The organism is bacterium (assembly GCA_040753555.1).
In the GTDB taxonomy this organism is placed as follows: Bacteria; UBA9089; UBA9088; order UBA9088; family UBA9088; genus JBFLYE01.
Genome location: JBFMDZ010000047.1, coordinates 1 through 13,597, shown reverse-complemented (window position 1 = coordinate 13,597; position 13,597 = coordinate 1). Strand labels below are relative to the sequence as shown.

At 36.8% G+C, this 13,597-nt stretch carries 11 protein-coding genes; all 11 read right to left on the bottom strand.

Annotation, left to right across the window (positions count from 1 at the left end):
- Positions 1-358 precede the first annotated feature (358 nt).
- Entirely contained in the window at positions 359-1,249 is an 891-nt protein-coding gene (locus AB1630_05605; GenBank protein MEW6103278.1) for a PorV/PorQ family protein, read from the bottom strand.
- Positions 1,246-3,582, bottom strand: coding sequence for a hypothetical protein (locus AB1630_05600; protein MEW6103277.1), 2,337 nt, complete (start codon positions 3,580-3,582; stop codon positions 1,246-1,248). The genes AB1630_05605 and AB1630_05600 overlap by 4 nt, the downstream gene beginning before the upstream one ends.
- Positions 3,583-3,636: 54 nt before the next feature.
- Positions 3,637-5,256: a hypothetical protein gene (locus tag AB1630_05595; protein ID MEW6103276.1), complete on the bottom strand. Its 1,620-nt coding sequence runs from the start codon at positions 5,254-5,256 to the stop codon at positions 3,637-3,639.
- A gap of 6 nt (positions 5,257-5,262) precedes the next feature.
- The gene (locus AB1630_05590) at positions 5,263-5,991 is read right to left on the bottom strand and encodes a hypothetical protein (GenBank protein MEW6103275.1); all 729 of its coding nucleotides are present in this window, start codon (positions 5,989-5,991) and stop codon (positions 5,263-5,265) included.
- Positions 5,992-6,008: 17 nt separating this feature from the next.
- Positions 6,009-6,605, bottom strand: coding sequence for a sigma-70 family RNA polymerase sigma factor (locus AB1630_05585; protein MEW6103274.1), 597 nt, complete (start codon positions 6,603-6,605; stop codon positions 6,009-6,011).
- Between the two features lie 136 nt (positions 6,606-6,741).
- Positions 6,742-7,374 carry an ATP-binding cassette domain-containing protein gene (locus AB1630_05580; GenBank protein ID MEW6103273.1) on the bottom strand — a complete coding sequence of 211 codons (633 nt, stop codon included), beginning with the start codon at positions 7,372-7,374 and terminating at the stop codon, positions 6,742-6,744.
- Positions 7,361-8,299, bottom strand: coding sequence for a transketolase family protein (locus AB1630_05575; GenBank protein ID MEW6103272.1), 939 nt, complete (start codon positions 8,297-8,299; stop codon positions 7,361-7,363). The genes AB1630_05580 and AB1630_05575 overlap by 14 nt, the downstream gene beginning before the upstream one ends.
- Position 8,300: 1 nt before the next feature.
- Complete coding sequence (locus tag AB1630_05570; protein ID MEW6103271.1) at positions 8,301-9,116, bottom strand: transketolase; 816 nt, start codon at positions 9,114-9,116, stop codon at positions 8,301-8,303.
- A gap of 36 nt (positions 9,117-9,152) precedes the next feature.
- Positions 9,153-9,983, bottom strand: a complete 831-nt coding sequence (locus AB1630_05565; GenBank protein MEW6103270.1) for a deoxyribonuclease IV — start codon at positions 9,981-9,983, stop codon at positions 9,153-9,155.
- 6 nt (positions 9,984-9,989) lie between these two features.
- Positions 9,990-10,277, bottom strand: coding sequence for a hypothetical protein (locus AB1630_05560; GenBank protein ID MEW6103269.1), 288 nt, complete (start codon positions 10,275-10,277; stop codon positions 9,990-9,992).
- A 38-nt stretch (positions 10,278-10,315) separates the two neighbouring features.
- Positions 10,316-12,976, bottom strand: coding sequence for a formate dehydrogenase subunit alpha (fdhF, locus tag AB1630_05555; protein MEW6103268.1), 2,661 nt, complete (start codon positions 12,974-12,976; stop codon positions 10,316-10,318).
- Positions 12,977-13,597: the final 621 nt, after the last annotated feature.

Here is a 13,597-nt window from a genome sequence, read left to right as displayed (position 1 = left end):
TGTTAAAGGAGGCATTTAACATTTCTTCCTTTGAATTTACAAGGGATAGGAAGCTATGTAGTATATAATGAAAATTTCTCCCTTGAAAAATCAGGGGTAGACACAAGGCTTCCGTGAAGTTGGGTTAAACCAATGTTAGCCTTATAAAAGTATGGATCCTGTTGGGATAGTTTAATCGTATGTGTTCAGTTTAAGTGAAAAGAAGCACTAAATCCAAAGCACAAACTAAAATGTCCAATGTCCAAATCCCAATGACAAACAAAGGTGTAGGTTTGAGGCTAAACCCTAGACCCTTGACCCTAGAGCAAATTTATTGGGATTTATTTACTTTGTGCCTAAATAAAGGAAAACTTAGGTTTCAAAATCTGGTTAAAAATGAAAATCTATGGCAGGTGTTTCCTAAATCGCCATGCGGAGTAAAGGCATAATCAATCTGGTATTTTTTATGTTTTATTCCAAATCCACAACACAATCCCTGTAATCCTCCCAATTTATATTTATAACCCATGCGTAGAAAGATATTTCTTGATATTAGATATTCTCCTCCTACGCTAAAATTTGAGTTTGAATCAATAGGTTTATTCATATCAAATGCTAATGTGAGATGGGAGTTTAAAGCCTTGTAAGAAATCCCAGCTTTAAGATTTAATGGTAAGGTCTCAATTTCATCGGTAAATTTTAGCCCGGTTGCGATATTTTGAAGATTAGCGCCAATTTGTAATTTTGGGTTTGGTATAATGTATAATGTACCTAGGTCAAAGGCAACATTGCTTGATTTATAATCCTGTAGCTGATTATAAATAATCTTGCTATTTAAGCCAATGGATAGGTTTTTTGTCTTTTGTGCATATCCTAAGATTAAATAGGTGTTATAATTCATAAAATACCCGGTTTCGTTCCCCGTTATTTCATCCCTTACTGAGTCTTGCGTATAAAGTAAATACAAGGCACATCCAAAGGCTTTTGAATCATTTAAAGGTCGGGCATAGGCGAAGTCAAAAGACCTTATGTCAATAATCCTATTCATATGGGTCAATGTTATCTCATTGTCTTTAAGCTGCACAAGTCCTGCTGGATTATAGTATATAGCACTAACATCATCTGATATGGCAACAAAAGCCTCTCCTAGCCCGATTGGCCTTGAATGGCCTCCGAGTTTTAACACCTGGCCTCCCACCTCTCCCGCTTCCTTCGCAAAGCAATAAGGAGCAAAAAGTAAGAAAATGAAAAATAAATATGGGTATTTCATTTTATGATTATAATTTTCCCTTTGTCCTTTTCTTTCGGGCTTTCTGTCGTATAAATATAAATTCCTGGAACAACCTTTTGCCCCCTTTCGTTTGTCCCATCCCAATATAATTCATCCTTTCCCTTTTTTTCTTTAATCTCTTTAACCAGGTCTTGTGAAAGGGTAAAAATTTTTATCTTGGTGTCATAAGGAACAACCCCGGAACCCCAAAAGGTAATCTTTTGATGCTTTGAGAGAGAAAATGGGTTTGGCCTTGTTTTAACGCAGGTTGGGGTTGGTATTCTTGGCTCTTGCTCAAATAATCCAAAAATACTAAAATGGTTTGTCTTTCCTGTAGTGATATTATTTTGTTTATCAATAGTCGTTGAAAGCTCTTCCCAATTTGTTCCATTCCAAAGGTTTAGCCTAATATTTTCTTCCTTAATGTCGGTTTCATCAACAATATCATCTTGATTGTCATCTTTGTAGGGGATAGAGATGGCAACTGGTTTATTTAACACCGTCTGGCCACTCTCAAGTTCTATTTTTGCATATACTTGAGTGGCTTTCTTTCCTTTTACATCAGGAATTTCATCCTGCTTTAGTTTTCTAATTCTAATTGCCGTATTGGTTTCTAAAGCACCAGCAGGAATTGCTACTACCCCTTCTTTTCTTGCGATTAGACTATCCTCATCCTTACTTACTGATTCAGTGTCAGCATTACTAGTTTTTACTAAACCCAAAGCTAGAACCACATATTCCTGAACAGATGGATCTTTTTTTTCATTTACTTCTCCACTTACAACAGCAACCACAGTGTTATTATTAACTTTCCTGACATTGGTTGAAACATTTTGCATTTTCCATACATTATTTGCATCGTCAAAACAATCCCCCATTGTGGTCAAAAAATTTGTAAAATATTGGTTAGCAAAGTTACTTTTAGTGGTTGAAATTTCATAAGTAATAACAGGTTTGCCGGCCATAGGGGACTTCCCCATTTTAATCCTAGTTATCCCCATAGAATAAATTACACTTGCTGAATCTATAAGATTCTTATCCTCCTCTTTTTGCTCTGGAGTAAGCTGAGGCATTAAATCGACAGAGAGTTTCGCAGCATTTTTACCTGTATTCATAGCCAAAGTTAGTTTTGTCGTCTCTACAAAAGCACCACATGCAACTACAGCTACAGGGGTTTCTCCTCCTACGGTAGGAAGTATTGAAATAATTGCACCAACGCATAAAAGGCCGGTGAAAATAACCGCTGGGTTTGTAGCCGTTTCAACTAAAGTATTTAATGTTATATCTGTTAATTTATCAAGATTACTAGGTTGGTTTGAACCTGTTTTTACGATATCTTTACTTGAAGGTGCGTCAAAAGGAACTGCCTTAACTTCATTAGATTCAATAGGAAGTTCATCATCAATAACAATGCCATAGGTTAATGGCTCGCTGGAAGAAAAGGCTGGGAAAAAACCAAAAAGATAATAACCATTAGCTGATTTTTCAACAACATATTCCGTATAGCCATTACTATCGGTTGGTTTTGTTATAGTACAGATACAATTTATAGGGTCGTGAATACCAATACTTTGTCCTGATAAAGGAGCTCCTTTCGGATCTTTCGCATAAATTTTAAAAATAATTTTTTCATTTGGAGAATATCGCACTTTATTTGTTTTTACTTCCAAAAGTGGTGTCTCTGCAATTGTATAGACAGCTGTCAGGGTGTAATTGACATCCATTGTTACTTGAATAGTCTGGTTGGTTGAATAGTCTACGCCATTTCTTTGCCATTTCTGGAAATTATTCCCTCCTGCGGTTGTTGGTGCGGTTAGGGTTACCACAGTGTTATTGTTGTAAGTCCTTGTAAATTGGGTTGAACCATTCCCTTGGCCATTGTTGTCATTAGGACTTACGGTGATTGAGACACCGCTGTTGGGGTTGAGTGAGGCAATAGTTAAGATACGAGGTAGGATGTTCTTATTAAACGAAAATGGCTGGGCATAAGGACCAAAATTGTAGGGTTCTTCTGGAAGAAAGGCTGAACGTACGCTCCAATAATGGGTTCCAAACGGAAGCTTTGCCCATTCTTTAGCAGGTAAAGAATAGCTATTTTTTCCAATTAGACCTATGGGGGGAAGCTCGGGATTATCTGCCGGATTAGAAGACCTTCCAATCACCAACTCATACCCTGAAGAATTGTTGACTGAACTCCATACAAAGGTAGGGGGATTAAACAAAGTACTTTTATCTAAAGGGCTCGTCAAAATAGGGGTATTGGACGAATATGTCGTCTCTGCAAAAATCAAATTTAAAAATCCTATCCCTAAAATCCATATTACCTTTCTCATCTTTTTCTATTTACCCTTTCTAATAATAAAGTCCATAAAATTATAGAAAATGTTTCAAAATTTTTTATAAGGTTCAGCTTTTGCCAATTCTTTACTGGCAACATCAAAAGCACCTTTTATCTCTTTTTCAACCCTCCAGAGGATAACATACGCAACCCCGGCTAAGGCTACATAAAGTATGACCTGTAACATTAAATGTATACTTGTTATTAAGAAGTCATAGTTTTGCTCTAGGCTCGGCATTGATTTTCGCCAGAGTTTATAAATGTCAAGGTTTATCCAGAAATACCAGGTTAGTGAACCAAGAGCCATAATGGCTGTGGTTGCTACATAAAGAATTTGAGATGAGGTTTGACAAAGAAGCTTACAAGAAGGATAGGGATTATTTTTGTCAAGTAATCGGGACAAGGCTAAAAAACGATTGTGCTCTTTATATAGCCAAACCCAGGAGAGGGCATTAAATGAAGGTAAAATGAAGATAATATCTGCTAGACCTAAAATAAAAAGGGCTTTAAACACCGCAGATCTAGGGTCTGATTCAACTTGTTGGGGCAAAAAAAGTGCTATAGAAAAAAATGTTATAAGTCCTAAGATGCTGTAAAAAAGGATTGAGTTTAGATAAAATGACTCTTTCTCTGCAAGTGGAAATCTTGCCAGTTTGCCCATCTGCCACCAATGGCCAATTCCCATAATTGTAGCTGCAATTAAAGAAAGCACAATAGCCTTTAATGAGGAAAGAGACATCCATCCTGGATGAATACCAGCGGGAAAATTTGAGGGTAAGGCCCATTCTTCTAATAACCCTATCTCAAGAACTATTAAAAACATAAGTATGGAGATGAAAAGACGCCACGAATTAAGGTTTTTTCTTGTTTTGTTTGCTTCTTCTCTTTTTTTTCGCAAGTCTTCCTTTAAAAAAGCAAACTTAGGCCATATCTTCTTAATGACATCTTCTAATGTTTTGCAAAAAACTACCTTCTTATTGGTTTGAGAAATTCCCTGTGATTCTGAAAGGATCATCGTACACTCCTCTGGCATAGACTGAAGCTTTATATCAACATTATCTACCTCTTTTAAGTGCCACTCGCCATTTGTCTTTTCTAAACCTGCAGAAGGAACTATTTTATCACAGATGCGATTTCCCGTAGCAAAACTTATTAAGGAGAGAGCCTGGGATAAACTCGCACTCTCCTGGTGAAGATTCTGGCTAATATAACCAACACCAATTAAACGGGTCTCCTTTAAGGGTATAAATCCTTCCTTTTCAAGGAATTCAGTAGCGGCTAAAGCACCTTCTCCAGGAACACTTAAACCATTTATAAGCGTGGGGCTAAAATGAGCATCTTTCTTATAGAAACCAAGAGAACCGCATTCCTCATTTACTATCTCGCCACTTAAAAAAATGGAATGATAGCCTTGGGGTGGATTTCCTGGTTCAATAGCTACAAAGCGAACAGTCCCTGGTAAAGGCATATCCTCTTCTTTACTAGGTAATTGTCTAATTTCTTCAATTTTTTCCTGGCCATATTTCCGCTTGAGCCCCTCCCAAAGGGTTCTTCCTTCTGGCTCATTTTGATTAAGTGTTTGGATAAACAGAAAGGCAGTTTTAAAGTCAGCATTCAGAATTTTATCAAAAGTCTCTATTTGGATATGGGCTATACTTTTCTCTTTCATTTTCTCTCATTCTCTATTTATCTCCTCACAAGCAATCTTCAAAACAGGTCTCTCTTTATACTTTGGAACTTCTAAGTTGAAGCTTCCTTCCCAACGGTTATTAACAAATTCCATCTTAACTATGCCTGATTGCAATTCTTCTTCAGTCTTCAAATCAAGGTTCACATTAAAAAGACAGTAGACCATCTTAAATTTGCTCTCTAAAGGTGCCTTGTGGGTTACAATAATATTTGTTGAAATAACCTCGTTTTTTTCCCCAATTATTTCTACCTCAACAAAGACTGTGCGATCGTCTGAAACAACAATATCAAGCTCTTCTCTCTCAATAGATGCTACTCTGAGTTTAACTATATTGGGTAAGAAAAGATTACGGGCAATAAAATCTAATACTACCTCCTTCCCTTTCATAGCTTCTTTTCGCACCCTATCAACAATACTCTCTTGAGAAACTTCATATTCTTTTATTATTCGAGCTATCATTTCTCTTTCTTCCTCGGTAATTGGCTTTCTCAACTCCTCCATAAACTCAAGATATGAGTAATAACAGTATGAGCACCCCTTAAGATGCTCCTCAATAACCCTTTTTTCCTCTTTGGAGACAAATTTCTCACCCTGCTTCAGGGTATCATACGCATACCCATAAATTAGACCTTCATCACAATCCTTCTTAGGCTTGGCATACCTATCTTTTAAGAGAATTTCCAATTCCCTATCACTAATCTGTTTCTTTACCATCTTTTTATCTCACCTCCTTAAAGTTTAGGTTCATAGCCTTTTCTCAAGAGAATGCTTTTTAGTCTTTTACGGGTTCTAACTATTATTGTTCGCACGGTATTATAATTTATCTTCATCTCCTTTGCGATTTCCTTTTCTTTCCATCCCTCGCTCCAAAGTGATATTATTTGCTTATTCTTCTCAGGCAATTCTTTCAAAGCCTCAAAGAGTATCTTTCTATCTTCTTCTTTAATTATCCCATCTATAGGTGGTTTAAGCCTTTTATCTTCTATTTCCAATCGGTTACCCTCTATATCTGGTTGGTCAATAGATATTATAATAGGATACTGGCCATTTATCTTAGGCGGTATTTGCTTATTAACAAAGTTACGCATATTTCCCTCAATAAATTTAGAGGCATAATTTAAAAATTTAGTACTTTTTTCTTCCTGATAACTCTTTGCTGCTTTTACTGCACCTAATACACCACAACTTTTAAGATCATCTATAGAAATAACAGGCGATACTTTCCTTTCATAATATATCTTACTGGCTAACTTCCTTATCCACGGCATCACTGTTTCTATAAGCTCCTCTATTTCTTCTGGAGTTTTTATTTTTGACACCTTTTTCATTTTATTATCCACATTATAGCCAATAATGTTTCAAGAAAATTTTTTGTTCCGTTTTAAGAGTATTCTGTCAAAAAGGTATTCCCTTTTTTCTTGCCCTTCTTAAAAGCTTTTCCTTTGTCTTTTTCATTATAATTCCTTAAGAAATCATTCCATCTTCAAGCCTAATTAACCTTCTTCCTGGAATTGAAGTATCCCTTGTGGATGCTAAAATTACCAATGTTCCATTCTCCTGCATCTTTTTTAAGATGTCAATAATGAGCTCTTCCTTTTTTTTATCGCAGCAACACACAGGTTCGTCTGCAAGGATAATAGAGGGGTCTGTGATTATTGCCCTTACTAAAGAAATTTGCTTTTTTTCAGAGAGGGAAAGCAAGGATATATCATCCTTTCTTTTTCTTGTAAGCTCAACAAGGTTTAATGCATAATCTATCCTTGGCCTTCTTTCTTCCTTTGGGAAATTAGAAAGGCTAATTTCAAGATTTTTTTCAACGCTTCCTTTGACAAATCCAAATTCATCCATAATCAACCCCATTTTTTTTCTTATTGCAGAAAGATTGTCAGAGGATAGGCTTTTCATATTTTTCCCCATAACCATAAGATTTCCTCCGGTTGGTTTAATTACGCCTGCTATTAGCTTAAGAAATGTTGTTTTTCCAGAGGATGATGGCCCTAAAAGATAAACAAATTCACCACTTTCAAATTTTATATTTATATTTGAAAGAATAGACCTGCGTTTATGGACATAGGAAACAAACCTAAATTGAACCATTTCTGTTGACTAATGTAATGGCTTCTTTATAGATAGCCTTTGCATCTACCTTAAAGTAAGAAAGGAGTTCTTCTGGTTTTCCAGATGTGCCAAATACATCCTGAATTCCAATCCTTTTTACAATAGTCGGCGCTTTTTCTGATAAAACCTCACAAACCGCAGAGCCAAGCCCACCAATAATAGAATGCTCCTCTGCTGTAATTATTGCCTTTGTCTCTTTTGCAGCCGAGATTATAGCCTCTTTGTCTATAGGTTTTATTGTTGACATATTAACAACCCTTGCTGAAATTCCATCTTTTCCAAGCATATCAGATGCCTTTAATGCCTCAAAGACCATAAGGCCACAGGCAATAATGCTTATATCATTGCCAGGTTTAATTATTCTTGCCTTTCCTATTTCAAACCCTGCATCAGGAAGAAGGGGAAATTTTGCCCTTCCAAGCCTTATATATACAGGGCCCTTATGTTCACAACAAGCAAATATAGCCCTTCTTGTCTCGTTAGCATCTGCTGGAACAATTACACTCATATTTGGAAGAACCCTCATTGTGGCTATATCCTCAATTGCTTGATGGGATGCTCCATCCTCACCAACAGATATTCCCGCATGGGTTAAAACAATCTTTACATTTAAATTTGGCCAGCATATAGATGTCCTTATCTGCTCATATGCCCTTATAGAGCCGAAAACAGCAAAGGAAGAGACAAAGGGAATTTTTCCTGCTAATGCCAGGCCTGCCGCATAACCTAGCATATTTGCCTCAGCTACACCAAAATTAAAGAACCTATCTGGAAATTCCTTGGCAAACCAATTTGTCCTGGTTGAAGAGGAGGTATCGGCATCCAGAACAACAATATCGGGGTTCTGCCTTCCTAATTCAACCAATGCCTTTCCATATGCATCCCTTGTTGCTTCTTGTTCCATCTTATTCTAATTCTTTAAGGGCTCTTTCTGCCTCCTCTTTTGTGGGAGCGACGCCATGCCATTCTACTTTATTTTCTATAAAGGAGACGCCCTTTCCCTTAATTGTATTAGCAATAATAATTTTAGGCTTTCCTTTTATTTCTTTTGCTCTATCAACAGCCTCAATAATTTCACCTATATTATGACCATCTATTTCCATTACCTCCCATCCGAATGCCCTCCATTTATCAACAACAGGCTCAATATTCATAATATCAGAAACCCTTCCATCTATCTGCAATTTATTATAATCAAGAAAGCATATAAGGTTATCAAGCTTATAATGGCTAGCTGACATAGCCGCTTCCCAAACCTGACCCTCCTGGTTTTCTCCATCCCCTATAAGACAGAAGACAAAGAAATCCTTTTTTGAGAGCTTTCCTCCTAAGGCAATCCCTGCCGCACAGGAAAGCCCTTGACCTAAAGAGCCGGTTGACATCTCAACCCCTGGGGTTGCAAGCCTGTCAGAATGGCCTTGTAGAATGCTCCCAAGTTTTCTTAAGGTTTTTAATTCTTCCATAGGGAAGTATCCAGAGAGGGCTAATGCTGCATATAATGTTGGGCAACAATGACCTTTAGAAAGAATAAACCTGTCCCTATCTTCCCATAATAGATTGGATGGATTATGCCTCATTATGTGAAAATATAGGCTTGCAATTATCTCAACAGAAGAAAGTGAACCACCAGGATGGCCTGAGCCTGCCAGAGAAAGCATCTCAATAATGAGCCTCCTCATCTTCCTTGATGTATCAGCAATCTTTGAAACAATTTCATCCATAATTAAATAAATTATATGTAAGAATTAAAAGCCTTGTCAATGATTACACAGCTTCCTTACTATTCCAAGGTTCCTTACATCATCCCACAAATCTGTTTTCGGGGTTTCTAAAATAAGGGGCATATCCTTAAAGAATGGATGGCTAAGAATTTTCTTAAATCCACTTATTCCAATTAAGCCTTCTCCAATTCCTAAATGCCTATCTTTGCGAGAGCCGCATTCTCCCTTTGAATCATTAAGATGAACAAGCTTTATCCTTGAAAGACCAAAGGCTTTGTCAAATGTAGAGAGAACGCCGTCAAGGTCATTTACAATATCATATCCAGCAGCAAAGATATGGCAGGTATCAAGGCAGACACCAAGACGCTCCTTCTCATTGCATCCTTCAATAATCTCTTTTATCTCATCTGCCATTCCAATTTCATTTCCCTCCTTTGCTGTTGTCTCAAGAAGAAGCAAAATGTCATTCTTTACAAAGGAAAATGCCACATTGATAGAATCTATTATCCTTTTTATTCCAATTTGAACACCGTCTCCCTTATGGCTTCCTGGATGGGTTACAACAAAAGGAGCTTCAAGTCTTTCTGCCCATTTTAGCTCAGAAATAAGGGTTTGGACACTTTTTTCAATCAAAAGGGGGTCATTTGATGCAAAGTTTGGAAGATAGGAAAGATGGATTGCAACAGGAGAAATATCTTTCTTTTTAAGGCTTTCCTTGAAGAATGAAATATCACTATCTAAATAATTTGGCCCTGCCCAGGATTTTGGATTTCTTGTAAATATTTGGATTGTCTCGCAATTAAGCCATTCTGCCTTATTAACAATTTCTTTAAGGGCTAAATGGGGGATATGAACCCCTAATCGCATTGCAAATTAAGCTGATGGATTTAAAATGGATTCTGCTATATCTATATTGTTGTAATATCCTTCTCTTATCCTTTTTGTTGCTATATCAATTTTGGAAGCCCTAACATCAGGAAGACCTACTATGGCATTAAAAACAAGGTTTTTTAAGGAGTCTAATTCTTGGGCTTTTTTTGCTCCTTGTGAAATAGAGAGAATATCAGCACCTTCGTTACTAATCCCCTCCTTGCCTTTTATGGCATTTCCCTCTGTTATCTTCCCTATCTTCCCCATTGGACCTATTTTATCTATCTTCATCTTTCTATTTTATATATCGGCTAATTCTTTAGAAAACTTTACATAAATTTTATCATTTTGTCAAGCTTATAAATTTTAACAGCACAGACCTTAAATTCTGGTATCTTTGCTATTGGGTCAAGGAATTTGCCCGTCAATATATTTGCTGGAGATTCTTTAAAGTGAAATGGGATAAAAACAACGCCAGGTGGAACCATATCTGTTATCTTTGCATTTATGTCTATTTCTCCCCTTCTTGATGAAACCTTTACCATATCTTTATCTGAAATTCCAAGATTCTCTGCATCAATTGGATTTATCTCAACAAATCCCTCTTTTATGTAATTATCTAAGCCAAAACACCTTCTTGACAGGGTTCCTGTATGGTAATGCTCCCTTATCCTTCCTGTTGTAAGGATAAATGGATGTTCATCATCAGGTTCTTCGGCTGGAGGCTTAAATTCTTTTGGGATAAAGCTTCCTTTGCCCTTTGTAAATCTATCTTTATGCAAAATTGGTGTTCCTGGGTGGTTAAAATCTGGGCAGGGCCAATGTAGGGCTTCATTTTTAAGCCTCTTATGGGATATTCCTCCATAGATTGGTGTAAGCAAGGCAATTTCATCCATAATCTCCCCTGAATCTTTATAATCCATCTTATATCCCATTTTATTTGAAATGGCTTGGATTATCTCCCAATCAGCCTTTGCCTCACCTGGTGGCTCTATAGCCTTATTTAATAATTGAATGCGTCTTTCTGTATTTGTAAATGTTCCATCCTTCTCAGCAAATGAACAAGAGGGCAAAATAACATCAGCAAGCTCTGCTGTTTCTGTAAGGAATATATCCTGCACAACAATAAATTCCTTCTTTGAAAATGCCTCCCTTACATAGTTTATATCAGGGTCAGACAAAAGTGGGTTTTCTCCCATAATATAGAGGCATTTTATATCAATAGATGAAATCATCTCTGTCAGGGTTAAGCCCTGTTCTGTTGAAAGCTTTGTATTCCAGGCTTTTTCAAACTTTTCCCTTGCCTTTTCATCTTCTATCTTTTGGTATCCAGGAAAAAAGCCTGGCAGACCACCCATATCACAAGCACCCTGAACATTGTTTTGACCCCTTAAGGGATTTAAACCACATCCTTCTTTTCCAATATTTCCTGTCATCATTACAAGGTTTGCCAAAGAGAGGACATTATCCACACCTGTTGTATGCTGGGTTATTCCCATTGAATATATTATTGAACCCCTTTCTGCCTTTCCATAAAGCCTTGCTGCCTCAATTATCTGTTCCTTTTTACACCCTGTAATTTTCTCTACATATTCTAAGGTATATCCTTCAATTGCCTTATAAAGCTCGTCAAACCCTTCTGTCCTTTCATTTATAAAATCCTTATCATAAAGCCCTTCCTTTAAAAGGAGATTCATCAAACCATTTATCAAACAAACATCTGTCCCTGGTCTTTGCCTTAACCAGATATGTGCCAGCTCTGTTAATTCAATCCTTCTTGGGTCTATAACAATGAGCTTTGCACCGTTTCTAATAGCCTCCTTTATCTTAAGCCCTACAATTGGGTGTGCTTCTGTTGTATTTGAGCCAATAACAATGATGCAGGAAGATGAAGCTATGTCTTCAATTGTATTTGTCATAGCTGTGGAGCCAAATGATTTAGCCAAACCAGCAACGGTTGAGCTATGGCATAACCTTGCACAATGGTCAACATTGTTTGTCTGTAAAACAGCCCTGGTAAACTTTTGAAAGAGGAAATTCTCCTCATTGGTTGCCTTTGCCGAACACAACCCACCAATCTTGCCCTTATATTTTGAAAAATTTTCACAAATAACACTTAATGCCTCCTCCCAACTTGCCTTCCTAAATCCTTCTCCCTCTCTTATAAGCGGTATTTTTAGTCTATCTTTGTGGTTTATAAAATCAAATCCAAACCTTCCCTTTATACACAGGTTGTTATCTGATGAGACATTGATTATTGTATTGCCTTTTGTCTCTAATATTATCTGGCATCCACAGCCACAATATGGGCATATAGTTTCTGTTTTCTTTGTCTCCCAATGCCTTCCCTTCTTTTTTATTCTTGAAGACAATGCACCAGTTGGGCAGGTGGATATACATTGGCCACAGAATTCACAATTGCTCTCTTCAAGTGGCATATTCAAGCCTGTTGTAATTACAGAAGAAAACCCCCTATTTGCAAAATCCAAAACATTCCTTCCCATAAGCTCATCGCAGATTCTTACACACCTTCCACACAAGATGCATTTATCCGTATCCCTTTCAATAAATGGGTTTGTCCGATAGGGACTATTTTCCTTTGGGATACTTACCTTCTCTGAATATTTCTCCCTTCTGACGCCATATTGATATGCATAATCCTGAAGCTTGCAATTTCCATTCTTTTCACAAACAAGGCAGTCATCTGGGTGGTCTGATAAAATAAGCTCAAGAAGCTCCTTTCTTATCTCCTTTAGTCTTTCTGTGTTTGTCTTAACAATCATCCCATCCATTGCACCTGTTGTGCAGGCTGGAACAAAACCCCTTGCTCCCTCTACTTCAACAAGGCATAACCTACAAGCACCAAAGCTTTTAAGCCTTTCGTCATAACAGAGGTTTGGAACATCAATATCATTTTTAAGACAAACCTCAAGAAGGCTCTTTCCGCTTTCTGCTTCTACTTTGCAGGAATTAATTTCTAATGTAATCATACTAAAATTTTATTCAATTCTTATCATTTTGTAAAGTTTTACCTTGTTTGGATGCTTATGGTATGTTGACAAAGCATTCTTGCTCGCCTATTTTATAACCATTGGCTTAACAGAAGAAAAATTATCTCCCTTTAGCTTGAGGTAATAAATGCCCCTTGAGACCCTTTGATTGGTTATGGTTCATCCTGGATTATAGTGGATAGGGTGAAGAACATCTTTGGATAATCTTTAGCAATGAACTCCTTATCCTTGAAAGATGCAAAGAGGATTTTAAAGGTGTAAAGATAACACTAAAATTCTTTACCTTGTATTTAGGGTTAGTGATAAGGAAAAGATAAATAGGCTGTTTACGGATTGTAGTTCTTACAATAAAAATAGGGTTCTCGCTTCACTAAAGGGGGAAAGGGGGAGGATTATTCTAATATTTTTCAATAACCATAAATTTAAGCCCTATGAAAGGTTTTAGTAAAATTGGGGAATTTCTAGTTGTCCTTCAGAACTTCCCCAACTTTTTACAAATCTATATAAACAATAAGATAAAATGGATTATTGTTAAAAAAACAAAAAGAAAAGAAATATTTAAGAAAAATACCAAATCTGCCGATATTAAAGAAGGGGACG